The 25,879-nt window shown below is 59.3% G+C and carries 23 protein-coding genes; 9 read left to right on the top strand and 14 right to left on the bottom strand.

Annotated elements, in window-relative coordinates; translation table 11 throughout:
* Positions 1 to 17: 17 nt before the first annotated feature.
* From fliS to flhA, 6 genes are all read right to left on the bottom strand, one after another.
* Positions 18 to 440 carry a flagellar export chaperone FliS gene (gene fliS / locus B9Z41_RS04240; protein ID WP_100145402.1) on the bottom strand — a complete coding sequence of 141 codons (423 nt, stop codon included), beginning with the start codon at positions 438 to 440 and terminating at the stop codon, positions 18 to 20.
* Positions 441 to 533: 93 nt separating this feature from the next.
* A complete protein-coding gene (locus B9Z41_RS04235; RefSeq protein ID WP_143474144.1) occupies positions 534 to 1,328 on the bottom strand; it encodes a hypothetical protein in 795 nt (264 codons plus the stop codon).
* A complete protein-coding gene (fliA, locus tag B9Z41_RS04230) occupies positions 1,325 to 2,071 on the bottom strand; it encodes an RNA polymerase sigma factor FliA (protein WP_100145790.1) in 747 nt (248 codons plus the stop codon). The genes B9Z41_RS04235 and fliA overlap by 4 nt, the downstream gene beginning before the upstream one ends.
* Before the next feature lie 5 nt (positions 2,072 to 2,076).
* Positions 2,077 to 2,904 (bottom strand): MinD/ParA family protein, encoded by an 828-nt coding sequence (locus tag B9Z41_RS04225; protein ID WP_100145398.1) that lies wholly within the window; start codon positions 2,902 to 2,904, stop codon positions 2,077 to 2,079.
* Positions 2,897 to 4,297 (bottom strand): hypothetical protein, encoded by a 1,401-nt coding sequence (locus B9Z41_RS04220; protein WP_100145396.1) that lies wholly within the window; start codon positions 4,295 to 4,297, stop codon positions 2,897 to 2,899. The genes B9Z41_RS04225 and B9Z41_RS04220 overlap by 8 nt, the downstream gene beginning before the upstream one ends.
* A 45-nt stretch (positions 4,298 to 4,342) precedes the next feature.
* A complete protein-coding gene (flhA, locus tag B9Z41_RS04215) occupies positions 4,343 to 6,439 on the bottom strand; it encodes a flagellar biosynthesis protein FlhA (RefSeq protein WP_100145394.1) in 2,097 nt (698 codons plus the stop codon).
* A gap of 188 nt (positions 6,440 to 6,627) precedes the next feature.
* On the opposite strand from flhA, the gene B9Z41_RS04210 reads away from it, so the two are divergent.
* From B9Z41_RS04210 to fliN, 4 genes are read left to right on the top strand one after another with little or no spacing between them, the layout of a single operon-like run.
* A complete protein-coding gene (locus tag B9Z41_RS04210) occupies positions 6,628 to 8,469 on the top strand; it encodes a flagellar hook-length control protein FliK (RefSeq protein WP_100145392.1) in 1,842 nt (613 codons plus the stop codon).
* Positions 8,470 to 8,507: 38 nt separating this feature from the next.
* A complete protein-coding gene (fliL, locus tag B9Z41_RS04205) occupies positions 8,508 to 9,098 on the top strand; it encodes a flagellar basal body-associated protein FliL (RefSeq protein WP_100145390.1) in 591 nt (196 codons plus the stop codon).
* 9 nt (positions 9,099 to 9,107) lie between these two features.
* A complete protein-coding gene (gene fliM, locus B9Z41_RS04200; RefSeq protein ID WP_100145388.1) occupies positions 9,108 to 10,100 on the top strand; it encodes a flagellar motor switch protein FliM in 993 nt (330 codons plus the stop codon).
* 17 nt (positions 10,101 to 10,117) lie between these two features.
* Positions 10,118 to 10,537 carry a flagellar motor switch protein FliN gene (gene fliN / locus B9Z41_RS17205; RefSeq protein ID WP_100145386.1) on the top strand — a complete coding sequence of 140 codons (420 nt, stop codon included), beginning with the start codon at positions 10,118 to 10,120 and terminating at the stop codon, positions 10,535 to 10,537.
* Here the strand turns inward: fliN and B9Z41_RS04190 are convergent.
* The 7 genes from B9Z41_RS04190 to B9Z41_RS04160 form a co-directional block, all read right to left on the bottom strand.
* A complete protein-coding gene (locus tag B9Z41_RS04190) occupies positions 10,431 to 12,134 on the bottom strand; it encodes a tetratricopeptide repeat protein (protein ID WP_100145384.1) in 1,704 nt (567 codons plus the stop codon). The genes fliN and B9Z41_RS04190 overlap by 107 nt on opposite strands.
* A gap of 126 nt (positions 12,135 to 12,260) precedes the next feature.
* Positions 12,261 to 13,439, bottom strand: coding sequence for a carbonic anhydrase (locus B9Z41_RS04185; protein WP_158236134.1), 1,179 nt, complete (start codon positions 13,437 to 13,439; stop codon positions 12,261 to 12,263).
* Between the two features lie 187 nt (positions 13,440 to 13,626).
* Positions 13,627 to 15,216: an acyl CoA:acetate/3-ketoacid CoA transferase gene (locus tag B9Z41_RS04180; RefSeq protein WP_100145380.1), complete on the bottom strand. Its 1,590-nt coding sequence runs from the start codon at positions 15,214 to 15,216 to the stop codon at positions 13,627 to 13,629.
* Positions 15,217 to 15,231: 15 nt separating this feature from the next.
* On the bottom strand, positions 15,232 to 16,392 hold the full coding sequence (locus B9Z41_RS04175) for an acyl-CoA dehydrogenase family protein (RefSeq protein WP_100145378.1): 1,161 nt from the start codon (positions 16,390 to 16,392) through the stop codon (positions 15,232 to 15,234).
* Between the two features lie 18 nt (positions 16,393 to 16,410).
* Positions 16,411 to 17,235: a sugar phosphate isomerase/epimerase gene (locus B9Z41_RS04170; protein WP_100145376.1), complete on the bottom strand. Its 825-nt coding sequence runs from the start codon at positions 17,233 to 17,235 to the stop codon at positions 16,411 to 16,413.
* Positions 17,236 to 17,250: 15 nt separating this feature from the next.
* The gene (locus B9Z41_RS04165) at positions 17,251 to 19,644 is read right to left on the bottom strand and encodes an FAD-dependent oxidoreductase (protein ID WP_100145374.1); all 2,394 of its coding nucleotides are present in this window, start codon (positions 19,642 to 19,644) and stop codon (positions 17,251 to 17,253) included.
* Between the two features lie 6 nt (positions 19,645 to 19,650).
* Entirely contained in the window at positions 19,651 to 20,466 is an 816-nt protein-coding gene (locus B9Z41_RS04160; protein WP_100145372.1) for an IclR family transcriptional regulator, read from the bottom strand.
* Between the two features lie 126 nt (positions 20,467 to 20,592).
* Between B9Z41_RS04160 and B9Z41_RS04155 the strand changes: the two genes are divergently transcribed.
* The 5 genes from B9Z41_RS04155 to B9Z41_RS04135 all read left to right on the top strand — a co-directional run bounded on the left by B9Z41_RS04155 (position 20,593) and on the right by B9Z41_RS04135 (position 25,370).
* Positions 20,593 to 21,399 carry a shikimate dehydrogenase gene (locus tag B9Z41_RS04155; RefSeq protein WP_100145370.1) on the top strand — a complete coding sequence of 269 codons (807 nt, stop codon included), beginning with the start codon at positions 20,593 to 20,595 and terminating at the stop codon, positions 21,397 to 21,399.
* Positions 21,396 to 23,144: an FAD-dependent oxidoreductase gene (locus tag B9Z41_RS04150; RefSeq protein ID WP_100145368.1), complete on the top strand. Its 1,749-nt coding sequence runs from the start codon at positions 21,396 to 21,398 to the stop codon at positions 23,142 to 23,144. Before B9Z41_RS04155 ends, B9Z41_RS04150 begins: the two co-directional genes overlap by 4 nt.
* A 199-nt stretch (positions 23,145 to 23,343) precedes the next feature.
* A complete protein-coding gene (gene miaB / locus B9Z41_RS04145) occupies positions 23,344 to 24,687 on the top strand; it encodes a tRNA (N6-isopentenyl adenosine(37)-C2)-methylthiotransferase MiaB (RefSeq protein WP_100145366.1) in 1,344 nt (447 codons plus the stop codon).
* Between the two features lie 27 nt (positions 24,688 to 24,714).
* Positions 24,715 to 25,005 carry a nucleotidyltransferase family protein gene (locus B9Z41_RS04140; protein ID WP_100145364.1) on the top strand — a complete coding sequence of 97 codons (291 nt, stop codon included), beginning with the start codon at positions 24,715 to 24,717 and terminating at the stop codon, positions 25,003 to 25,005.
* Positions 25,002 to 25,370: a DUF86 domain-containing protein gene (locus B9Z41_RS04135; RefSeq protein WP_100145362.1), complete on the top strand. Its 369-nt coding sequence runs from the start codon at positions 25,002 to 25,004 to the stop codon at positions 25,368 to 25,370. Before B9Z41_RS04140 ends, B9Z41_RS04135 begins: the two co-directional genes overlap by 4 nt.
* A 7-nt stretch (positions 25,371 to 25,377) precedes the next feature.
* Here B9Z41_RS04135 and B9Z41_RS04130 read toward each other — a convergent pair whose 3' ends face one another.
* On the bottom strand, positions 25,378 to 25,779 hold the full coding sequence (locus B9Z41_RS04130) for a gamma-glutamylcyclotransferase (protein ID WP_100145788.1): 402 nt from the start codon (positions 25,777 to 25,779) through the stop codon (positions 25,378 to 25,380).
* Positions 25,780 to 25,879 lie beyond the last annotated feature (100 nt).

Genomic DNA, 25,879 nt, shown 5'->3' with positions numbered 1-25,879 from the left:
ACAGCAAGAAAGCTTTCTCAATTCATGAAACTAGCAGGTCGGGCAGTCGCGGGAACCAAGGCGGGCACGCCTTCCCAGGCATCGCGAATCTCGCGCATCAAACCATGGATCTCGTCCAAAACAAGCACGTCGTTTTGGGCGTTGACATGAAACAAACGGCGGGTCACGTAGCTGTACAACTCGTTGAGGTTGTTGGCCAGATCGCCGCCTTTTTCGAAATCCAAAGCACCTTGCAAACCAATCACGATGCGGCTGGCACGTGCAATGGCTTTGGATTTTTCGGTGATATTTTTGTGTTGGATGTGACCCCGTGCAGCCACCAGGCTTTCGAGCAGTCCATCAAACAGCATTTGAATCAATTGCACATTGTTGGCCGAGGACACGCCACTGGTGACTTTGACATCGCCGTAACTTTGGATGGCTCGTTGGTTGGCTCGCATGTGATTTAACTCCTGTGTTTTCTACTTGACACAGGCAGTATCGGTAGCGACACGCCAAACTTGAGATAGGAGATGGTGCACATCGCGATGTTCTTACGCGGGCTTGAGTTCGTGCTCAGACAAGGTGGCTTCAATCACCTCGGCATCCGCCCCAGCGGCAAGATCTTGCCGCTGCTGCTCTTCATATGCTTGTGCGTGCTCCAGGCCTTGGGCCAGGTTGGGCTCCAACACCTGCACTTGATCGGTTTGGTCGGTCAGTGCCAGCACGTCTTCGGGTGTTTGCGCCTCCGCTTGCGGCTCGGGCTCAGGGGGCGACAACAAAAGCTCGGAGTACGGCACATCCAAAGTGACACCTGCGCGCTGGTACAGCATGCTGCTCACGCTGTCGAGGGTTTGTTTCAGGCGTGCCAACACATCGGGATTGGGGTCTTTGGCGTAAGCACCACCGTACTCCACACCGACGCGATAAATACTGCCCAAATGCTGAGGCGGTAACCACGACTGCACATGACCACGCACGGTACTGATTTGGCGTTGCGAGCTGGGCGTTTGGGCCTCGGCTTCGTTGGCGTCACGCACGCCGTCGTGGAATGCAGCACTGATGTGCGCGCGCAAAATGGGCTCGTAGTGCAAACGCAAGGAGTCCAGCAACTTGCTGTCAAAGCCGTCGACGGCTTTGCCGTTCATGGCGTCCCATAGCTTCTTGCCTTCCAGGCCGACAAACAGCAAGTCACCCGACGGCTCTGCTTCGGGTTGTGCCACAGGTTCTGGCGGTTTGGGCGGCTCATAGAGTTTGGCCAGATGGTTGACCTTGTCGATCAAATACAAAGTCAAAATCACCAAGAGCAGCAAGACCCACGAGATCATGTTCATCATGAAGTTACTCATGCACGTCTCCTCATGGCGGGTGTATCCGTCTCCCCCCCGTCCACTTTCAAGGTGCCACGGAGTTTCTTGACCACCGAGGACAGAATTTGGCTCACCCGCGATTCACTCACCCCCAGGGTCTCACCAATCTCTTTCAGGTTGAACTCTTCCACGTAGTAAAGCTGCATAACCAGTTGCTCGCGTTCGGGCAACTGTGCAATCGCATCGGTCACCGCATCCATGAACTGGGCTTCTTCCACAATCACATCAGGCTGTTGCGATGCATCGTCGGCAATGCTCATGACCTCTTCAGTGACCACTTCCATCGAGTAAGTCTCAAAGCGCTTGGCCTTGCCCCGCTCTTTGTGGAAATCCTCTAAATCTTTGCCCATGTAATCGGCAATTTCGGCTTGGGTGGGCGTGCGCCCCAACTCAGCCGCCAAGGTGTGGATGGTTTCGTTGTGCGATTTGTTGAACGCCACCGCTGAGCGAGGCAAAAACGACAGGCGACGCACCTCGTCGAGCATGGCACCGCGCACACGGCTGTGGGCGAAGTTTTCAAACTCCACGCCTTTGACGGGGTCAAACGCACGCGAGGCTTCGAGCAAACCAATCATGCCGACCTGGATCAACTCATCAAGCTCCATGAAGGCGGGAATGCGTGCTTTGAGGTGCAGCGCCACACGCTTGACCAAGCCCAGATGGGCCATGACCAAATCCTCGCCCTTGGGCTTGCAGGATTCGTACATTTGAACGGGTGACATGGCTTTCATGTGTCTGACGGACTGGTTTGAATCAGTCGCTCCATGAAAAATTGCATTCCACCGCGCAGGTGGCCCAAGGGACGCAGCTGTGTGCAGGCTTCGGCCAAGCGGCGGTAATCGCGTGCGGCCCCGCTGCCAGGCGCGAGTTCAAGCACTGACTGGTATTTTTTGAGGGCACGCAACACCATTTCATCCTCTTCGATCGAGGTCAGGTAATGCACGGGCTCCCCCAAGAAACGCACGCACACGTCGTTGAGTTTTTTGTACAGCTTCCAGCCATCGGATTGGCTGTGAACCATGTTGGGCAACAGATAGATCTCGTTGAGTTCCATCTCTTTGGTCAAAATTTTGATGGTGCCGTAAGCATCTGCAATGGAGGAAGGGTCGTCTTTGACCACGATGAAGCGACGCTGGCAGGCCGCCAAGAACGACAACACCGAAGGCGAGATGCCGGCTGCGACGTCAACGATCAAGTAGTCCACATCGTCAGCCAACACGCTGAACGACTGCACGATGCTGGCCGCTTGCAGCTGGCTCAAGGCGGCCAACTCTTGCATGCCCGATGCACCCGGAATCAAGCGGATGCCTTGGCGTGTGGTGACCATGATCTCGTTGAGGCTCTTTTGTCCTGCCAAGAAGTGACCCAGGTTGTATTCGGCGCGCGCACCCAAAGCAATTTGGGCATTGGCCAAACCGAGGTCAGCGTCAAATAGCATGACCTTGTGTCCCATCTGACTCAAAGCCACCGCGAGGTTGATGGAGGTGGTGGTTTTACCCACGCCGCCTTTGCCACTGGCGATGCCAATGACTTCTGTTTTGCGAGGTTTATTCATGGGTCATGCCTGTGGTTTCGGGTTGAAATCGCGCAGCGATTTGCGACAGCTTGGAAGCAGCCAGGCTGTTCACGGCAGCATCACGCAAGCTGGGCGACGCTTCGTCGCTGGGCGCCAAGGGCAGATTATCCAAGGCACGCTGCACCAAGTCACCCATCGACACATCTTGCACCAAGTCAGCGGTACGGTCGCCGCGGCTGGCCACGGACACGCCCAAGGTTTTTTCTGTCAGAAACTGCAACAACGCCCAGGGCTGGCAGGCTTCGTCGAGCTTGCTCAACATCAGGCTGGCCCAGCGGTTGTCGGTGTTTTCAAACACGCGACGCAGGGTGGCCGCAGACGCATCCACGGGCACCACCGCGTGGCACTGCACATCGGCACGCAAGGCGCGGATATCGGCCAGACGCTCGTTCATTTGTACGCCGGGGGTGTCAATGATCACCAGTTGACGGTCTGCATGCTCTTCCAGCAAGAGTTTCAGCGTGGCCGCACTGGTGGCGCGAAAGCAATCCACGCCGGACTGGGCGCTGAGCAATTGGGTTTGGTTCCAGGCGCCAGCGCGCTGGTCTTGGTAGCTGATGACCATGACTTGTTCGCAGCCATGTTGCACGGCTGCGGTTTGGGCCAAACGCGCCACCATCAGCGACTTGCCAGCACCCGACGGGCCGGCCAGCACATGCATGCCAGTCATCGGGGCAGGTGCCGGCGTTTGCGCCACGGCGTGGCTGAGTTGGCGTTGCAGCGCACCCATGGCGTCGGCCAAGTTGTCGTGGTCTTTGATGCTGTCAATCAGCAAAGCACGCAAGGCCACAGGAATAGGGGCATCGTTGAGCGCGTCACGCAAGGGGTTGAGTGCAGCGGGCAGTGGTATGCCACCTTGCCACGCCGCCATTTGCTGACCCAGTTTGAATTCACGTCGCAAAGAGGCCAGCTCTTCACGCACCAAGGCCACGATTTCTTTGCCACGCAGGCTGTCGTGTTCTTGCGCCTTGACAGAGTCTGTCTCGTCAGCCACTGGCTTGCTGGCTTTGTGCGGCACTGTTTTGGTTTTCACAGCTGCCGTGTGTGTGGGGTTGGCAGACACTTCAACAATCGACTTGGCCACTTGGGTGGCTTGACGTTCACGCGAGGTGCGTTTGTTGTGGTCCAGTGTCTGGCCCAACAACACATCGAATTTCGGCGTGGGCTTCAAGCTGTGAGGACGCGCAAAGTCTGTCTTCAAAAATGGCTCGGCCTCCTCGGGGGTGAGCGGCGCCAAGTCGACAGCCACGATCAGTTCGGTCAGACCATTGACTTGACTGGTAGAGATGACCATCACATCTGGGCCGTACTGGGCCACCGCCTTTTCGTTGGCGGAACGTGCATCGCGGGCAAGGATTCGTTTCAGTTCCATGTGTCAGCTCACTCAGTCTTTGAAGTTGTTATAGGTATCAAGGGGTTATCGGGCTTTGGCGTCCACGGTGTGGATCACTTTGACAGCCTGGTCATCTGGGATTTCGCTGTAAGACAGCACTGTCAAGTCGTTCACCCGAAAGCGTGCCGCTTTGGACAACCAGCCACGGATCACAGGCGAGACCACCAGCACGGCGGGGTGGCCCATGTCTTCCACAGTGCGGGCGCCATCGCGCAAACCGGCAAATAAGTTTTCTGCCAAACCAGGCTCCATCACCACGGGTTGGCCAGGTTGGCTTTGTTGCAACACGTTGTGCAAGAGCTGCTCCAACGAAGGCTCCAAGGTCATGACTTGCAAACCACTGTCGCTGTCGACCAGGCTTTGCATGATCATGCGGCCCAGCTTGGGACGGACCATGGCGGTGAGTTGTTCGGGGTCTTGGGTGCGTGTGCTGGCCTCGGTCAAAGCTTCGGCGATGGTGCGCATGTCGCGAATCGACACCGACTCGGCCAACAGGTTTTGCAAGGTGCGGGTCAAGATGCCCAATGACAACTTGCCAGGCACCAGGTCTTCCACAATCTTGGGCGACTTGGCGGCCAGTTTGTCGAGCAGTTGTTGGGTTTCGTCATGGCTCAACATTTCAGAGGCGTTTTCACGCAGCACTTTGTTGAGGTGGGTCGAAATGGCAGTCGCCGCATCCACCACGGTGTAGCCCAGTGTGCGCGCTTGGTCGCGTTGTGAGGGTTCAATCCACACCGCTTCCAAACCGAAAGCGGGTTCGCGGGTGGCAATGCCTTCGAGTTGACCGTACACATGACCGGGGTTGATGGCCAATTCACGGCCCACTTTGACTTCACCTTTGCCGCGCACCACGCCTTTGAGCACGATGTTGTAGGCGTCGGGATCGATGTTGAGGTCATCGCGAATGCGCACGGGCTGCACCAAAAAGCCCAGTTCAGCGGAGAGCTTTTTGCGCACGCCTTTGACGCGGTTCATCAACTCGCCACCGGTGTCGGCGTTGACCAAAGGAATCAAGCCATAGCCAATTTCCAAACCGATCAAATCGACCTGGTCCACATCGTCCCAGTCAAGCTCTTTGGGGGCTTCCACAGGCGCGGCATCTTTGACGGCTTGCACGGCTTGCTCGTCTTGCACTTCGCGGGTCACGATCATCAGCGCCAAGCCGGCTGAAGCCACGGCCAGGGTGATGAACATCAGGTGAGGCATGCCAGGCACCATGCCCAACACCACCAAAATGGCAGCAGAAATAAACAGCGCGGTCGGGTTGGCCAATTGGCTAGAGGCCTGCTCTGAAATAGATTCGGCGGTGGTCACACGGGTCACCACGATGGCAGTGGCCAAGGACAACAGCAACGATGGAATTTGTGCCACCAAACCATCACCAATGGTCAACAAGGTGTAGAGCTTGCCGGCTTCGCCCACGGGCAAGTCGTGTTGCGCCACACCGATGATCAAGCCACCGACCAAGTTGATCAGCAGAATCAACAAACCGGCCATGGCGTCGCCACTGACAAATTTGGAAGCACCGTCCATCGAGCCGAAGAAGTCAGACTCTTGGGCCAACTCAGCGCGACGCTTCTTGGCCGTCTCTTGGTCAATCACGCCAGCGTTCAAGTCGGCGTCGATGGACATTTGTTTGCCAGGCATGGCGTCCAAGGTGAAACGCGCGTTCACTTCAGAGACACGGCCCGCACCTTTGGTCACCACCACGAAGTTGATGATCATCAAAATCGCAAAGATGATGAAGCCCACCACATAGTTACCGGCAATCACAAACTCACCAAACGCCGCCACCACTTTGCCAGCAGCATGCGCGCCTTCGTGGCCATGGACCAAGATCACGCGGGTCGATGCCACGTTCAGCGCCAAGCGCAGCATGGTGGCAAACAACAGCACAGTGGGGAAAGAAGAGAACTCCAGCGGTTTGCGGGTACCGATGGCGATCATGATGACCACCAAGCTGCACATGATGTTGAAAGTAAACAAAAAGTCCAACAACAGCGGGGGCAGTGGCAACACCAACATCGCCATGATGACGAGCACGACCACCGGAATACTTAGTCCGTTGAGGTCAAACTTTGACAAGTTCTGTCGAATCGTTGACAGAGTGAGCGTGCTCATCAGTGAAATCCAGTTGAAAGTGGAACGTTTAGGTTTCTTTTTGTCGGGAAATGATTTCCTCGGCAAGTACCTCAAGCAATCGATGTGCCAGCCCAAACTGACATGGTGAGCAAACCACATGAGAAACGGCAAGAACTGACCTGTCACGGTTTTTGCTTTACTCCTGGGTCAACTCGATTTGAACCAACATGAACTTGTCCAGTTACCTTCAAATGCCACCGGCTCCGTCGGTGTCACCAACACCCAGCACCGCCCTGCCCGCAGGGGCTGCGGCAGGGGTGGGCCTTGCTGCGGGTGCCAGCCTGGGGCTGGACTTCGCCAAAATCATGGCGCGGCAATTCGAACGCATGCCATCGTCACAGCGGCAAGTTTTTGCCGCTCCTTCTCCCTCCCCATCACCTGCGACGGACAACACACGCACCACACGTGCCAATGCCCAAGCGCAAGCCGATGACAAGAGCCAGCAAACAGCCCATCGGCAGGCACTCGATGCCGCAAACAGTGATGAAGGATCTGACACGCGCAACAGCCAGGCACGCGCCGACGAGTACTCGTCCAACGCCAACGATGCGTCAGGCCAGACACACACCAGCAAACGGGCACCGCACAAAGCCAGCCCAGAAAACAGCGTGGCCACCGACGCCATCAGTGCCAGCAGTGCCAGTCCCCTCCCCAGCGTGGTGTCCTCCGACACCCCAGTCACGGTGCTCGCGGCGGCGCCCTTGCCCACACCAGGCACGGCAGAAGTTCGCCCTCAAGCGCTGCAAGCCAACCCTTATTTGAAAGACGTGGCCTTGCCCAGCAGCGATGCAGCCACGGCCACACCGTTGCGCACCGTGGCGTTGAGTCCCCACATGCGCATCATCACCGACCCACGCCAAGCACCCAGCCCTGAAAGCTTGACGGCCTTTGCCAAGTCCATGGGCCTGGACGAAGCCGCCATTCAAAAGCTGATGGGCCCTGTGTCCACCAGCGCCGATGTGCAGCCTGGCGCGACCACACCCAGCACAACGGATACCGTGTCTGAACTGACGGTGTCGCTGAACAATCCATCCGCTCAGCTGGCCGACAAACTGGCGTCGCCTTTGCTCAACGTCGCGATTCAAGCCAATGACAATGGCAACATCCACGTCAACATCGCCGCGCTGGCGGCCCCAGGCCCCAACGCTGATCTGACACAAACGATCGTGGTGAACAACATGGCCGCCACGACGGTCACACCTACCGCCACATCCACACCCCCCACCACCGTGGGGGCCGCGTTGCAAGGCTTGACGCCGAGCGACCTGGCCAGCATTCAACACATTCAAATCACCGTCTTGCCACCCGCTGTGGCACTGACCTCGGCCATCAGCAGCACGCCCAGCACCGCTGCGGTGTTGTCGTTGATGGGCTCTGGTGTGAACGAACAAGACATCACCGCATTGGCTGCCAGCTTTGAGCCAGGGACTGCAGGCGAAGACGCCGGGCAACAACAAGCCTCCAGCGGTGACGCCAGCGCGGGCCAATTTGGCCAAGCCATGTCACGCCAAGTTGTGCCAACCAACACGAGCATCGTCAGCAGCACGCATGCGGCATCGGATGTGCACATGAGCGAGGTCTATGACCAGCTCAGCGACAAGATGGCCACCGAGATGGCCGCACGCATGCACAAGCAACTCAGCGACGGCGAATGGAAGATGAAGTTTGGTTTGCGTCCTGCCAACTTGGGCGGCGTTGAAATTCAGCTTGAAATGAAAGATGGCAAGCTCGATGCCGTGATTCATGCCGACAACCCACTCACGCGTGACTTGTTGCAAAACAGCAGTCAGCGTTTGCGCGATGCACTTGAAAACTTTGGCATTCATGCGGGTCAATTCCACATCGGCCAAGACAGCCGTGGCACACAGCAAAACCCATCGAGAGGCTCTGCAAAGCAGTCTCAACCTGGCGAAAATTCACCCTCGCAAGTCAAGAGCAGCAGCAGCGTCACCAGCGCTGAGGCTGTGTCCACCAAGGCCAATGCGTCCTTGCTTGACCTCTATGCATAAATGACGCACGACAATCTGGAATAACAGGAGTACGAAAAATGGCAGAAGCAGCAGCAGCCCCCAGCACCGAAGAAGTCGAAGGCGCACCCAAAAAGAAGAAGCCGATTCTTCTGATCGCCGTGATCGCTTTGTCGGTGATTCTTTTGATTGTCTCGGTGGTGTTCGGCACACTTTTCATGTCAGGCTATTTCGCACACAAGAGCGAAGCCGCCGCGCACGAGAAGATTGACGAGCTCGACAAAGCCGCAGAAGACGCACACGCCATGCCCGAAGGTCCATCGAAGGTGAAGAAAGAAGCCGAAGCCACGCGCTTTGAGAACACTTACCTTCAGATCGACAAAGAGTTCATGACCAACATCACCAGCAGCAAAAAGGTGATGGTGGTGCAGATTGCTGTGATGACCCACTACGACGCACGCGTGTTTGACAACGTCAAAAAGCATGAGTTCGCCATCCGTTCAGCCATTCTGGATGTGATGCGTCAGTCGACCGAGGCCGACACGGCCAGGCCTGACTTCCGCACCGAGTTGGCGGCCAAGATCAAAGTGGTGATGAATGAAATGCTGATGAAGTACGAAGACTTCGGTGGCATTGAAGATGTGTTTTTCACCTCGTTTGTGATGCAGTAAGCCAAGCCCATGAAATCCAACCTGCTCTCGCAAGAAGAACTGGCCGCCCTGTCTGACGGGGTGCGCGACGGTTCGATCGAGACCGACACGGGCTTTAACACCCGCGCGCGCGTGCGCAAACACGACCTGGCCAGCGAAGACAGCAGCCTGGGAGTGAACGTTTCGTCGGTCGACATGATCAATGAGCGTTTCATTCGACTGTTCCGTCTGGGCTTGCTGGAGGTGCTGCGTACCAGCCCACGGGTGAACCCCACACGGGTGCAGATTCTGAAGTTCGGCGACTACCTCAAAGGCCTCAAAGCCCCGTTGTCCGTGAACATCGTGCGCATGAACCCGCTGCGTGGCAACTCGGTGATCATCATCGACCCCAACGTGGTGTTTAGCTCGCTCGACAGCTTTTTTGGTGGCTTTGGCAAAGGGGTGGGCGAACTGCCTTCAGGCCGTTTGTTCACACCCACCGAGACACGCATCATCAAGATCATTTTGGAAGTGTTCTTTCGCTCACTGACTGAAGCTTGGGGGCCCTTGATGCCCATCGAGTGTGAGCACGTGAGCTCGGAGATCAACCCACAGTTTGCCCAAATTGCAGACGAGAACGACTTGGTCGTGTTGAGCCGCTTTGAAGCCGACGCTACCGTGAGCGGCGGCAAAGGCTTCATCGATCTGGTGTACCCCTATGCCACGCTCAAGCCCATTCGAGAGTTGCTCAGCAGCCGCGTGCAAAGCGGCGAAGGCAACGAGGAATCAGACCGCAAATGGCGCAAAGACCTGGCCGCGGCAGTGGGCGATGCACGCCTGGAATTGCAAGTCACCATGGGTGAAATCAAAACCACCCTGCAACACCTCAACAACTTGCAAGAAGGCGAATTGCTGTTCTTCAAGAAAGACGACACCGCGCTGATGACTGCCAACGGCGTGCCCACCTTCCACGTGAATGTGGGAACGCGTGGCTCGCAAGTGGCCGTGCAAATTGACCACGAACACGTTCACGGCAAACTTTGAGAGACAGGACACACACCATGACTGAAAAAACCGAACACCCTAACGCCGAAGACGGCGAAGCCGCCCTGGCTGAGGCCGACCACGTCGCAGTGAGCGTGGACGAGCACGACGACCACGCATCGGCACATGGCCACAACGAAGACCCCTCGCTGGAGGACTTCAAGCCGATGTCACCCGGCAACATCAACCCCGAGGTGTTGCAAAACATTTCGGTCACGTTGTCGATCGAGGTCGGCCGTGCGCAAATCAAGATCAAAGACCTGATGCGCCTGACCCAAGGCAGCGTGGTGGAACTCGACCGCATTGCGGGCGAACCGCTCGATCTGTTGGTCAACAACTCGGTGGTGGCCCAAGGCGAAATCGTGCTGGTAAACGACCGCTATGGCGTGCGTCTGACGCGTGTGGTGCCTTCTTCTGAGCGTCTGAAGCTGATTTAAACAGACCGGTCAGGTCTGCCCTCACCTGGGTCAACACCTCGGCCCAGGCTCTGTGTTGTGTTTGTCGGTAGAGCTTGGCCGAGGGATACCACGGGCTGTCTTCTCGCGCCAACAACCAGCGCCAATCGGGCACATACGACAACAAGATCCAGGTGGGTTGACCCAGCGCAGCACTCAGATGCGCGACGCTGGTGTCCACGCTGATCACCACATCCATCAGCGCACACACAGCGGCTGTATCGGCAAAGTCGCCGAGTTGATCGCCAAGGTGTCGGATGCCGGGATGGGTTTGCAGTGTGGCTTGGTCTGCGTGCCTCACGTCTTTTTGCAAGCTCACATAGTCGATGTCTGCAGGCAAATAGGCCAGCAATTGCGCCAGCGTCAGGCTGCGGGTGTGGTCGTCGTCGTGCCGCGTGCTGCCGGACCACACCAGGCCCACCCTTGGTTTGGTTTTGGGGCCGAGTTTTTGTGCCCACTGCTGCACCAGGTCCGGGTCGCACGAGAGATACGACGAGTAGCTGGGAATGGTCCCCTTCTGTGTCTTGAAGGCCAATGGCAGCGACATCAAAGGGCAGTGGTAGTCAAACACTGGCAAGGGCTGCCCCTCTTGGTGCAGCTCGGTCACGCCATCCAAGCCACGCAGCAAAGCCAGCAAAGACTGTGGCACGGTCAGCACCACCCGCGCACCCAAGTCGGCCACCCACTGAACATAACGACAAAACTGCAAGGTATCTCCCAAGCCTTGCTCGGCGTAGAGCCAAATGGTTTTGCCTTGAATCGACACGTCACCCAACCACAGCGGCTGGGTAAGGCGGGGCTTGGCGGAGAGCAACGGGTCTTGCGTCCAACGCCACTCATACAATGGCCAACCTTGTGCAAAGTCACCCATCAACAAAAGTAGCAACGATTTGTTGAAGTAGGCGTTGGCGAAATTCGGATCCAACGCGATGGCTTGGTTGTAGCTTGCCAGCGCAGCCTCCAGTTGCATCAAATCTTTTTGCACATTGCCACGCCGGTTGTATGCACCCGCCTCGTTGGGTGCCAAACGGATCGCAGTGTCATAACTCTCCAACGCCCCCATCCATTGCCCAAGCTTGCGCAGAGCGACACCACGGTTGGCATGTGCTTGCGCGTGATCAGGCCTGAGGTGGAGCACCTTGTCATAACTCTCCAACGCAGCTTGCCATTGCTTGAGTTGTCGAAATGCATTGCCACGGTTGGTATAGGCATCTGCAAAATCGGGCTGTAGCGCAATGGCCTGGTCATGGGCCGCCACCGCCGCCTCGTACTGTTTGAGTTCATGCAACGCGCAGCCGAGGTTGGCATGAAACGCTGGCGCCTTCGGATTCACCTGGATGGCTTTGCCAATCCATTCAACAGCTTGGGAATAATTCTGGGTCTGGATGGCAACAACGCCCAACAGATGAAGTGCATCGGCATGCTGCGGTTGCTCGAACAGAATCTGTTCATAACCCGCACGTGCTTGCTCTAGCCGTCCCCTTTGATGGTGCTCAAACGCTTGTTGCAGGCGGGTTTTCAGATCTGGCACGACCGTGTTTTGAGACGACTCATCTTGAGAGGCAAGACTTTTTTCCATACATAAAAATAATACAAAGGATGTACAAGTATATGGAGCGCCATATCGCGTACTCAGTCGTGCAATCGGTGCTTAAACAAAAAAACGCCTGCATCAGCAGGCGTTTTTCGAGGGGCAACGTCGGGCTCAGTTGGCGTTGATCTTGCGTCCGTTCAAAGGCTGCACTGGACGTGCATTGCGCTTGAAGGGGAAGTCGGCCACTTGCTTCTTGGCGATGTCCACCGTGGTTTTGAGGATGTAGAAGTTCACACCTTCGGTACATGGGGGCGTGGTGAGCGAGCCTTCGTAGCTGTAGTGCGTGAGGGCGGCTGGCACCAAGCTGGTGGGGTTGAACTTGACCTTCTCAGGCATCACCTCAGGGCCTTCGCTCTTGGGTGCGTTGTCCCACAACACGTTGATGGCCTCGTTGTCCTTACCTTCGTTGAGCAACACACCCAACACAGCCAGCTTACCTTCGGCATTTTTGTGCACAAAGTGCGCCACCATGGCCATGGGCTTGCCATCAATTTGTTCTTCGCTGGGGCGATGGAAGTGAAATTGCAACAGGTTGTAGACGTCTTTGTTGATCTTGAGGGTGCTGCCTGGCTCCACGTTGACTTGGATGGTGTGACCGTTGTTCAAAATTTTCAGCGGACCCTCTTTGTAGTTCACCACCAAGGTGTCTTTCGATTTCTCGAACGGACCGGTGATGTTCAACGGCGACTGCTTGAGGCCTTTGCCACAGGTAGGAAATTCGTCACCCCAGTTTTCAGGGCCCATTTCACCGGCATAGTCCCAATGCACGGCATGGCCACCTTTTTTGCCGTGACCTGCTTCTTTTTCAGCGGCGCAATCAGCCAACACTTTGACTTTTTGGCCCGCAGCAGCCAAGGCGTTTTGCGCGGCGCAAATCGACTTCAGGCGTGACGACCATTCGGCCATCTCCAGTGCTTTTTGGAAGGCACTGACGGTTTCTGGATCTTGCGCACCTTTGGTCAACAAGCGCAATGCGCCCAAGCCCAATTGGCGTTCGCTGATGATTTGACCCTTTTGAGCTTTGATGAACGCTTCGTAGTCTTGCAACACCACACCGTTGGCAAACGAGTCTTTGACGGCTGCCAATTCTTTGGCTGCTGGCTCTAACTCGTCGACCTTTTCTTTGGTTTCGGCCAGTTCTTTGGTGAGCTTGTCGAGTTCTTCTTGTGCTTCGCTCATGCCTTCGCTGGCATCGGTCAACTCATGCATGGCGTGGGTTTTACCGGTGTAGCTCCAGTAACCAAAAGCCAAGGCACCTGCCAGCAGCAGACCTAAGACAACTTCAACCATTAAGCGTAAATATTTTTTCATAGCCATTCACTTTTGAGTGGGTGCATCCGATGAAGCGCCCTTCGCAAACACGCAGCGCGCATCCACTTTGGGCAGGTAAGCTGGTATCGGCACGGTGTAGCGGAAGCTTTAATGGCTTCTTGCAGCGGCGCATTATTGCCGCTGGTTCTCTGTGATGCCTTTTGCATTACCCTTGACTGGACGGGGCTGACAAGAAGTGCTCAGCAGCCATCACGCCCAAGGGCGACGCGAGCTGGGGCACAAAGTCCATTTGATCCAGCACATCGCGCTGCACGTCGATGCCGGGTGCCACTTCAAACAGCTCCACTCCGTGCGGCGTCAAACGAAAGCTGGCACGCTCGGTCAAATACAAGACCTGTTGCCCACGCAGCAAAGACTGCGCACCGCTGAAGGTGATTTGCTCCACCTGTAGCACCAGTTTTTTCACCGCCCCTTGCTGCACCACACGCATCTGGCCGTCACCGGTTTGCAAGCGCACGCCCTTGGCACTCAAGGTGCCGCAAAACACCACCTTGCGCGCGTTTTGCGCAATGTCGATGAAGCCGCCAGGCCCCACCGTCAAGCCCCCTAAGCGCGACACGTTGACGTTGCCCTGGGCATCGAACTCGCCAAAGCCCAAGAAGGCAATGTCCAAACCGCCCCCGGCGTAAAAGTCGAACTGGGTGGCCGCGTCGAGCATGGCGCTGGCGTTGCGGGCATAGCCAAACAGCACGCCGTCGAGCAAGGTGCCGCCGTAGGTGCCGTGTTCAATGGTTTGGTAGATGCGGTGCATCTCGCCGCGTGCAGACAGCAGCTTGGCCACGGCGTCGGGCACGCCCACACCGTAGTTGACCACTGGGCGTTCTTTGTCGGTGTTGAAGAGTTCCAGCGCCGCACGGCGCGCAATGGCCTGGCGCTCGCTGAACTGCTCGGCGGCTTGCGCTTGTTCAGCGGCTTGGTCGGCCGCTTCGCTGCTCAAGCGGGCCTGACCGTGCAGCTCGCCACTGAGGGCCGGGTCAAAAGGAATACCGTAGCTGGTGCGCTGGTCCGGGTCGACCACGATGGCGTCCACCCAAGCGGCCGGGATGCGCACCTCACGCGCTTTGAGCGCGCCGCGTGGCAAGCGCTCTTTGACTTGCACGATCACCTTGCCACCGCTGTTGCGCGCGGCCAGGGCCAAAGACTGCGAATCTAGGTTGGCCGCCTCGTGCTCGAAGCTGATGTTGCCGTCTTCGTCGGCTGCACTGGCGCGCACCAGGGCCACGTGGATGGGAAAGGGTTTGTAGCGCAGGTACTCGCGCCCATCCATCTGCACCACTTCGCTCAGGTCCTCCTGGGCGCTGGCGTTCATCTTGCCGCCGCCCAAGCGTGGGTCACACACGGTGCCCAAACCCACGTGGGTGAACAAGCCGGGGCGGCCGGCACCGATCTCACGCATGAGTTGCGACGACACGCCGCCGGGCAAGATGTAGGCCTCGATCTTTTCGGCCTCGGCCAATTGCTGCATGGCGGGTGACCACACCCAGTGCCCGCCCACCACGCGCTTGACCAAGCCCTCGTGGGCAAAGCAGTTCATGCCTTTGGTGTGTTTGTCGCCAATGCCCAAGGCGTGGATGACGGTCAGGCGCTTGGGGTGTTGGGTTTGCAGATAGCGCGCTTGCACCGCTTCAAACAGGCAGGTGGCCTCCATCAAACCGCCACCACCGCCCATCAGGCCGACGGTGTCACCGTCGCGAATCAAGGCCACCGCGTCGGCGGCTGACATGAACTTGCTCATGCTGTATGCCTTTGCTTATTTGTTCAATTCAAACAAGGCATCGCCCTGCTTCATGACGCGTTTGGCAATGACGGTGCGGTGAATTTCGCTGGTGCCATCAAAGATGCGGTAAATGCGTGCATCGCGGTAATAACGCTCAATCGGCAATTCTTTGCAAAAGCCCATGCCACCAAACACTTGCACCGCGCGGTCCACCACACGGCCCAAGGTTTCCGCCGCGTGCACCTTGACCATGGCGATGTGGTCGCGCGCGTCCATTTTTTGGTCCAACATCCAAGCGGCGTGCAACACCATCCAGCGCGCGGCGTTGATCTCGATCACGCTGTCGGCCAGCATTTGCTGCACCAGTTGGAAGTCGCCAATGGCTTGGCCAAATTGTTGGCGTTGTTTGGCGTAGTCCACCATCAGCGACAACACATGACTGGCTTTACCCACGGCACGTGCGCCCACCTGGGCCAAGCGCACTTGGCCCAACACGCCCATGGCCATCTTGAAGCCCTGGCCTTGCTGGCCCAGCATGGCGATGGGTTCCAAGGGCACGTTGTCAAACCACAGCTCCAGGTGCGGTGTGCCGCGCAAGCCCATCATTTTTTGGTCTTTGCCCACGGTGAAACCGGGCAGGCCTTTGTCCACCGCGAAGAGCGAGATTTCTTTGTCGCCGGTTTTGGCCGAGACCAGAAAAAAGTCGGACACCTCGCCATCGCTGATGAAGTGCTTGGCCCCGTTGAGCACCCAACCGGTGGCTGTTTTTTCGGCCCGGGTTTTGATGCCCTGCGCGTCTGACCCCGCTCCGGGCTCGGTGATGGCAATGGCGCACACGCGCTCGCCACGCACACAGGGTGTCAGCCAACGCTCAATCTGCGCCCCCTCACAGGCCAACAAGGCTTCGTACACATTGCCAAAGGCACGGCGAATCAAGATGTCGCTGGTGTGGCCAAACTGCTCTTCACACAACATGCGGTCCACCGCACTCAAACCACCGCCGCCCAAGTGCTCGGGCATGTTGAGGGCATACAGCCCCAAGGCTTTGCCTTTGTCGTGGATGGCTTGGGCCACTTCGGGGGCCAGAAAGCCCTGGTCTTCCACCTGTTGCTCCAGCGGGTGCAGTTCTTCGGCGATGAAGCGACGGATGGTGTCGATCATCATTTTTTGTTCATCGTTGAGGGCGAAATCCATGGGGGTCTCCAGATCAAATCAAAGGTCGAGCAAGGCGCGACTCGCCGCCAGGGCTTGGCCCGACCAAGCCAGGTCACCCACCGCGCGGGCACGCACGTGGTGGGGCACTTCCACGCTGATGGGCAGGTCTGGCGGCAAGGCCTGAAACAGAGCGCGCAAATCAATCGCCCCTTCACCCGGCAGCCAGCGCTCGCAGCGCGCGGTGTGGATCATGTCGTCCACACTCAAGTCGCTGCTGCCTTGGGCGTTGGTGCTGGGGGCATCGCACATTTGCGCGTAGTGCAGCAACGCGCGCGGCAGCGCCGCAATGTCAGCCAAGGAGGTGTCGGAGCGGGCCACATGCAGCGCGTCCACCAAGATGCCCGCGTTGGACGGGCGCCCTGCGGCGGTGACCACCTGCAAGGCTTCGCGGGCGTGACGCACCGCCGTCCAGGGCATGAACTCCAAATCGGCCGTCATGCCGTAAGGCTGCATGAGCGCGCACAACTGGGCGTAGTGGTCGCTCAAGCGGTTCAAGTCGGGGTCGTCACCGGCGACCAACACCGCACGCGCTTGGAGCGCGGCTCCTGCTTCAAGCAAGGGCAGGTAGTCCGTGGGGTCAAACGCAGGGCCGATGCGGATGATCTCCAAATCAAACACCCCCACACCGCTGTCGGCCAAGCGCGCCTGGCATTCGCGCAGCACCGCCTTGTCACCCAGCAAACGCTGGTGTGGCCCGCCCGGTGCGTTGGGCAGCAGGCGCAAGCCCACGAACTGGTAGCCCAACTGCCCCGCCTGGGCAATGGCCTCGGGGGCGGTGGAAGCCTCGGCCGTGAGGTAGGCCTGCGAATAGATCCGTGACATGGCAACCCCCGGGATTTATTTCAAAGGCGACACCGCCGTAGGCATGGCAATGGTCGAGGTCATGGCGGTGGTGAGCCATGCAGGCCCGCCCTTAGGTGGCCAAATGCCTTGGGCCACCGAATCGGCACGGGCTTTTGCGCGCGCATCCAGCGAGGGGTAGGCCCAAATGTTGGTGAAGCGCAGCGGACCATCCAAAGCCACCATGGCCACCACACAGGGCGAGAGTTTGTCGCGCGCGGGCACGGCTTGCTCCCACAAGTCGAGGGTGGGTTGCACACCACCCGGCTTGATGCCATAGGTGCGAATTTCATACACCAGGCCGTGGATGCCGCTCTCGGCGCTGGGGCGCACCGGCTTCATCCATGGAAAGCCCTGGTAGCTGTGTTGCTCCAACGATTGAAAAATGTCGCCACAGCCAAAGGGGCTGGCGTTGCGCTGGGTGCGCTCGCGCTCGGCGTGCAAACTGGCCAAGTCATGAAAGCCACGCAACACCACCATTTGGTTCAAGGTGCCGATGTCGGTGAACCAGCAGCCCAACAACTCGCCCTGCCCTTGGGCGGCAAAGGTTTCGACGTTTTTAGCGGCTTGGACCGCAGTGCCAAACGGCAGGGTCAGGGTGGCGAGTTCGTAATACATGGATGTCCTTTTGAAAAATGTGTGGTGAAGCGGTTGGGCCGCCGCGTGGTGGGCGGCGATGTAGCCAAAGGTCATGGCGGGCCCGAGGGTGATGCCGCCACTGGGGTAGTGGCCGCCCATGATGCTGTTCATGTCGTTGCCCCCGGCGTACAAGCCCCCAATGGCTTGGCCTTGGGCGTTGAGCACCTGGGCGTGTTCGTTGCAACGCAAGCCGGCAAAGGTGCCCAAGCTGCCCGCCACCACGCGCACGGCGTAGAAAGGCCCGTGTTGCAGCGCTGCCATGCAGGGGTTGGGGCCGGGGTGCGTGGCGTCGCCTTGGATGCGGTTGTAGGGTGTTTCGCCTTTGCCAAACTCGGCGTCGCTGCCGGTGTGGGCCATCACGTTGTAGCGCGCCACAGTGGCTTGCAAGGTATCGGCCTGAATGCCACAACGCTCGGCCAGTTCTGGCAAGGTGGCGCCCCGTTGCAAGTAGCCATTGGCCAGCCACTTAGCCAAAGGCATGGGGGCGGGCTTGACAGCACCCAGGCCCCAGCGGCGGATGAAGCGGTGGTCGCACACCAACCAGGCCTGCACGGGCTCGCCCGCAGGCAGGGCTTGCATCAAGCCTTGCATGAAGTCGTGGTACGAATCGGCCTCGTTGGCGAAGCGCTGGCCCAAGCGCGTGACCGCGATGAGCCCGGGCTTGGCACGCTCCATCAAATGTGGAAAGTGGGTGACGCCGCCGTCTGGCTGCGGCACCAGCGACACCGGAGCCAAGGCAGCTGCTTGGCGCAAGTCGTTGGCCACCACCGCACCCACGCTTTCACCCAGACGCAAACCGTCGCCGGTGTTGCCGCGTGAAGCGGCTGAGAAATGGGCGTCGCCTTGCGGGTCGTGTGGCAGCAAGGCGCGTTTGCGCGCGGGGTCGTGCGGGAAGCCGCCGGTGGCCAACACCACCCCGCGTCGCGCGTGCACCTGCTGCTCGCCTTGGGGCGTGCGCACCACGGCGCCGCACACGCGCACCGCATCACCCTGCGCACCACCCTGCCCTTGCGTGAGCAAGCACACCGCCGGGCTGTTGACGCGCAGGTCCACGCCGGCATCCAGCGCCGACTTGGCCAAGGCGGCGACCAAGGCGTTGCCGTTGACCAACTGCATGCCCCGGCCGTGCCAGAGCAGATCACGCACGTGACGCAACACACGCGCAGTGACGTGCACGAAAGAGGTCCAACTGCGCAAGCTGTTGAAGAAGTGCCGCAGGTCAGCGCCCGACGCAATGCCCATGCCCCACAGCGTGGTCTCATACAACGGGGGTTTGAGTTGCGCGATGTGCTCACCCAACGCGCGCCCATCGAAGGGCGCGGCACAGACGGAGCGACCACCGGTGGCCGCGTCGGGGCTGCGGCCATGGAAGTCGGGAATGCTGTTGCCATCGACAAACTGCAAGGCGGTGTGCTGCTGAAAGAAACGCACCATGTTCGGGGCCTGGGTCAAAAAGGCCAAGGCACGCGCCTCGTCAAACTGCGCGCCCAGTTCATGGCGCAGGTAGGACAGCGGTTTTTCCAAAGGCTCGGCGATGCCAGCGGCCAATGCCAGTGGGTTGCGTGGAATCCACATCCAGCCGCCCGACCAAGCGGTGGTGCCGCCGTACTGCGGGTCTTTCTCGACCACGATGACTTTGAGTCCCAAATGCGCCGCCGTCACAGCGGCCGACAGCGCGCCAGCACCCGAGCCCACGACCAACAGGTCGCAGGTGGTGGAGGCCGCGTCTGACGGCAGGTGCGAAGACGGCATGGAGCTTTAAGGGGCGTAGATCGGTTGGCGATCTTTCGCCGAGGCCCGTTGGTTGAAGAACGGCGACGCCCCACTGGCCGCAGCCAGTTGCGCCGCAAACGATTGCAATTCGTCGCCCAGGGCCAGCATGCGCGCTTCGGTGAAGCGCACCGTGGGCCCCGCGATGGTCAAGATGCCCATGGGTGGCTGGCCGTTCAGGCACACGGGCGCGGCCATGGCATTGAGCCCCGCTGTGAAGGTTTCTTGCGTCAGGCTGTAGCCACGTGCGCGTGCCGCGTGCAGTTGGTCCAACACCGCCTGCAAGCTGGTGGGGGCGTTGGGGCCGTAGTCGGCGGGCAGGCCCAGGCCTTGTTTGGAGACCAAGGCCAAAGCCGCGTCGTCTGGCAGCGCCATGAGCCAGGCCAAGCCCGAGGCCGAACAGCTCAAGCGGGCGTCGTTGCCCATGTCGGGGTCGTAACGCAGGCCCTGGCGGGCCCCTTGGGCGCGGGCCACCCAGGTCAGGCGCTCGCCGTCGACCACCGACAAACGCACCAGCTCACCCGAGATGGCGGCCAAACGGTCGAGCAGCGGCTGGGCCACATCGACGATGCCGGTGTTGCTCAAAAAGCTCAGGCCCATCGACACCAGCTTGGTGGTGAGCACGTAGTCGCCGTGGTCGCGGGTTTGGCGCACATAGCCACAGCGGATCAGATCGGCCAGCAAGCGGTGCACCGCGCTGCGCGGGATATTGAGCTGGTCGGCCATGGCCGCCAGCTCCATGCCTTCGCCATGGGCGCTGAGCAGCTCCAGCAAGCCGAGGGTTCGTTCGAGGACACCGTTCATCGTTGTGCAACCGTTCTGGGGTGGGGATTGGCGGGCAGTCTAGCTATTTTCAGAATTAAATTCAATAGTTGAATGGTATTCCACTTTTAACTATGATCAGCCTGTTTCCAATTTCTGAGTTCAGACATGCTCGACAACTTCAGTGGTGCCACCCGGGTGCATTTCATCGTGGGGGACCCGATCGCCCAAGTCAAATCGCCCTTCGGCGTTACCCAGGCGTTTGAGCAAGCCGGTCGCGATGCGGTTTGCGTGCCAGCCCATGTGGCCACCGCCGATTTGCCGGCTTGGCTGGACGGTGTGTCCAAGTCACGCAATGTGGATGGCGTGATCGTGACCGTGCCGCACAAGTTTGACTGCTATGGCCTGTGCACCACGGCCTCGCCGCGTGCCGAGTTTTTGAAAACCGTCAACACCATGCGCCGCCATGCCGACGGCAGTTGGCACGGCGACATGTTCGATGGCCTGGGCTATGTGCAAGCGATGCGCTTGAAAGGCTGCGCGCCCGAGGGCCAAAAGGCTTTGCTGGTGGGCGCAGGAGGCGCTGGATCGGCCATTGCCCATGCTTTGGTGATGGCGGGTGTGCGCGAACTGGCCATCCACGACCCCGACACCAAGCGGCGCGACACCTTGGTGGCGCGTTTGGCCGGACTGGGGCTGACCCAGGTGAGCGCAGGCAGCCCCAACCCCGCAGGCTTTGACATCGCCATCAACGCCACGCCCATCGGCATGGCAAGTACCGACCCCTTGCCCCTGGATGTGCAAGGCCTCAGTCGCGACACGTTGGTGGGCTGTGTGATCACCGCCCCGGCCGTGACGCCGCTCATTGACGCCGCACGCGCCTTGGGCTGCCGCACCCTGACGGGTGCTGACATGTTTGCGCAAGTGCGCGATTTGATGGTGCAGTTTTTGTTGGAAAGCATGCCCACACCATGAGTACCTGGTCTCCTAGCACGCCACCCAACACCCAGCTCGACCAACTCAGCGAGGACGCCAGCGTGGATGTGCTGGTCATCGGTGCTGGCGGGGCGGGCATGTCATCGGCCCTGTTTGCGGCGCTCCAAGGCGCACGCGTGCTGTTGGTGGAAAGCACCGAGTACGTGGGCGGCACCACCGCGTTGTCGGCCGGCACCAGCTGGGTTCCTGGCACCGCCAAGGGCTTGGCCGTGGAGCCTGGCGACACGCTTGAACGTGCCAAAACCTTTTTGAACCATGCGGTGGGCGACAAGGCCGACGCGGCCCTGCGCAACGCCTTTGTGGACCATGGCGCGAAAGCCGTGGCGACCTTAGAAGCCCACACCGAGGTGCAGTACCAAGTGCGCACACTGCACCCGGACTATCTGTCGGAGTTGGAGGGCTCGGTGTTGCGCGGCCGCGCGATTGAACCCATGCCGTTTGACGGACGCCGCTTAGGCGCGGCCTTGAAGCTGATTCGCCCGCCGATTCCTGAATTCACCGTGCTCGGCGGCATGATGGTGGACCGCGACGACATTGGCCACTTGCTCAAACTTGGCCAGTCGTGGACATCGTTCAAATACGCCACCCGCATCATCGTGCGCCACGCGTTGGACAAACTGCTGTGGGGACGTGGCACACGCTTGGTGATGGGCAACGCCTTGATCGCACGGCTGTTGTATTCGCTGCTGCAACGCGGGGTGACGATCGTGACAAACACCCAGGTGGAACGCTTGGTCAAAGAAGGCGATGCCGTGCAAGCGGTGGTGCTGCGCCAAGGCGATGTGCAACGCACCGTGCGCGTGAGGGGCGGTGTGGTGATGGCCAGTGGTGGCTTCAACCGACATCCGCAAAAACGCGGCGAAATGTTGCCCGGTGCCGATGTGCGTTGGTGCCCCGGTGCACCGGGCCACACCGGCTCGGCGCAAGACTTGGCATTGGCTGCGGGTGCGTGCTTTGGCACGGGCGGCATGAGCCATGCGTTTTGGGCCCCGGTGTCGACGCGCCAACGCGCCGATGGCAGCACCGCCGTGTTTCCCCACTTTGTGATGGACCGAGGCAAGCCTGGCATGGTGACGGTGAACCAAGCGGGCGAGCGATTTGTGAACGAATCCACCTCGTACCACCTGTTTGGCATCGCCATGCAGCAAGCCCACCAACACGCGCCGAGCGTGCCGGCCTGGTTGCTGGCCGACGCTGCGGCCTTGAAGCGCTACGGCATGGGCATGGTGCGACCAGGCGGTGGCGGCCTGGCACCGTTCTTGGCCGATGGCTACTTGACGCAAGCCCACAGCTTGAGCGAGTTGGCACAAAAACTGGGGATGAACCCTGGCACGCTGGAAGCCACGGTGCGCGAATTCAATGCCATGGCAACTAAGGGCACAGACACCGCGTTTTCGCGTGGCACCACCGATTACCAACGCGCCAACGGCGACGCCACCTGGGATGGCCCCAACCCCTGTTTGGGCCCGCTCACGCAAGCGCCGTTTTGTGCCCTGCGTTTGTACCCGGGTGACATTGGTGCAGCCACGGGTTTGCGCACCGATGTGCATGCCCGCGCGCTGGACGCCCAAGGCACGCCCATCGCTGGCTTGTACGCCTGTGGCAACGACATGCACTCGATCATGGGCGGGGCTTATCCGGGTCCTGGCATCACCATCGGCCCGGGCTTGACCTTTGGCTATTTGGCCGCCGAGCACGCGGTGGCACGCGCACGCGGCGCGTAAACACCATCACACGTCAACATGCACGCAGGCCATGCCCCATGTGCGTGTGCCCTGCAATGCCTGAGCATGGAAAGATGACCGCCCGAGGCACATCACAAAGCCTGCGCAAGCAGGCCGCACTTACAATGGCGGTCTTCTTCAACAGCCTCTGGATGAACCCCATGAAACGCTGCACTTGTCCCCTCGGGGAGGCTCACGCATGAGCCGCAAAGTCTTTATCAAAACCTTCGGTTGCCAAATGAACGAGTACGACTCGGACAAGATGGCGGATGTGCTTGGGCAGTCCGATGGCTACGAAAAAACCGACGACCCCGAACTGGCCGACTTGATTGTGTTCAACACCTGCTCGGTGCGCGAGAAAGCACAAGAGAAAGTGTTTTCTGACCTGGGTCGGGTGCAACACCTCAAGGCCAAAGGCGTCAAGATTGCCGTGGGTGGCTGCGTGGCCAGCCAAGAGGGGGACGCCATCATTGCGCGCGCGCCTTATGTGGATGTGGTGTTTGGCCCGCAAACCCTGCACCGCTTGCCCGAGCTGTTGAACCAGCGCGAATCGCAGATGCGGCCCCAGGTGGACATCAGTTTTCCAGAGATTGAAAAGTTCGACCACTTGCCCCCCGCACGGGTGGAAGGCGGCAGCGCCTTTGTGAGCATCATGGAAGGCTGCAGCAAATATTGCAGCTACTGCGTGGTGCCCTACACCCGTGGCGAAGAGGTGAGCCGCCCGTTTGACGATGTGCTGGTGGAAGTGGCGGGCTTGGCTGCACAAGGCGTGAAAGAAATCACGCTGCTGGGCCAAAACGTCAATGCCTACCGGGGCGTGATGGGTGGCACGGCTGAGATCGCCGACTTTGCTCTGCTGATTGAATATGTGGCTGAAATTCCAGGCGTGGAGCGCATCCGCTACACGACCAGTCACCCGAATGAATTCACACAGCGCTTGATCGATGTGTACGCCAAGGTGCCCAAGCTGGTGAGCCATTTGCACTTGCCCGTGCAGCACGGCAGCGACCGCATTTTGATGGCCATGAAACGCGGCTACACCGCCATGGAATACAAGAGCACGGTGCGCAAACTGCGCGCCATCCGCCCTGACATGGCGATGAGCAGCGACTTTATTGTGGGCTTTCCCGGTGAGACCGAGGAAGACCATCAAAAGCTGATCAAGCTCATGCACGATGTGTATTACGACAACTCGTTCAGCTTCATCTTCAGTCCACGTCCCGGCACACCGGCCGCCAATTTGCACGACGACACACCGCACAGCGTGAAGCTGCGCCGCTTGCAAGAGGTGCAAAAAATCATCGACGACAACGTGCGCGCCATCAACGTGCAGCGCGTGGGCTCGACCCAACGCATCATGGTGGAAGGCTGGTCACGCAAAGATGCCACTGAGCTGATGGGCCGCACCGAGTGCAACCGCATCGTCAACTTTGCAGGTGGCCCCAACTCGGAGCGCTTGCTGGGACAAATGATCGACGTGACGATCAGCGAAGCCTATCCGCACTCGCTGCGTGGACAGGTGTTGGTCAAAGAAACGGTTTGAAGCACGAATCAAACAGGAAAGGTGCCCATGCGACCCTCGCTCGTACTTGCCCTCCATCGACAAGCCATGCATGAAGCGGCAAGCCGCTTTCGCGTTGCGAACCTGCGCATCTTCGGCTCGGTGCTCAGCGGGACTGACCAAGACGGCAGTGACTTGGACCTGTTGGTCGACGCACTGCCTGGTGCCACACTGTTTGACTTAGGCGGACTACAAGATGAACTCGAATCGCTGCTGGGCATTCGTGTCGATTTGTTGACCCCTGCTGACCTGCCCTCCAAGTTTCGGGCTCAAGTACTTGCTCAGGCGCAGCCGGTATGAGTGAGAACCGACTTGCCGACTACCTTGACCATATGCAGCAAGCTGCGACAGATGCTTGCATCTTTGTTGAAGGTATGGAGAAAGCAGATTTCCTAGAGGACAAACGCACACAGCAAGCGGTCATCATGAGCCTCATCATCGTTGGCGAAGCCGCGACAAAGGTGATGGACGGCTACACCGAGTTCACAGAGACGCATACGCAAGTGCCATGGCGCAGCATGCGAGGCATGCGCAACCGCATCGCTCATGGCTACTTTGATATCAACCTTGATGTGGTGTGGGACACCTTGCAAACAGCACTGCCTGAGTTGTTGCAGCACTTGCGCGCTGTGCGTCAGCAAGCACGCGACGCCCCCAACCCTTAAACACGCATCACCACGTCGGGGTGTACCCCGTGTCTTTCAAATAGCGCAGGTAGTCACCGTGGGGAATCGGCACACAGCCTTCTAAGCTGCGGTTGTACACATAAGTCCACGCTTGCAAGCTGCGGCCATCGCTGAGGTCAACCACCACACGTTCGCGCAGGTATTCGCAACGCTCGGGGCGTTCAGGCTGGTAGGACTCCACCTCGTCCAGGCGCGCGAGCATGGCGTCGTCCACCTCAAACACTTGGCCCAGTACTTGGCCTGCACCGCCCACCAGCGCGGGGTAAGCGCCCAAGTCAAACAAACTGCCTGGCACGTGGGCAGCGCCCACAGGGCGTGCGCCTTGCATCACCTCATGGCGACACAAGCCAGGCAACAAGGTGCCGTACACAAACAACAGATGCGTCATGGGCGTATTGTGCTGTCGCCCACGTGCACGCGGGCTGTGCCAGGTCAAAAAAGACGCAACGCCTGCGTTGTATAAAGAGCGCATCACCAAGAGACAGAGG

Source organism: Limnohabitans sp. JirII-31, from assembly GCF_002778315.1.
Lineage (GTDB): Bacteria > Pseudomonadota > Gammaproteobacteria > Burkholderiales > Burkholderiaceae_C > Limnohabitans.
Note: the sequence above shows the minus strand (reverse complement) of the source record. Positions and strands in the feature narration are given on the sequence as shown.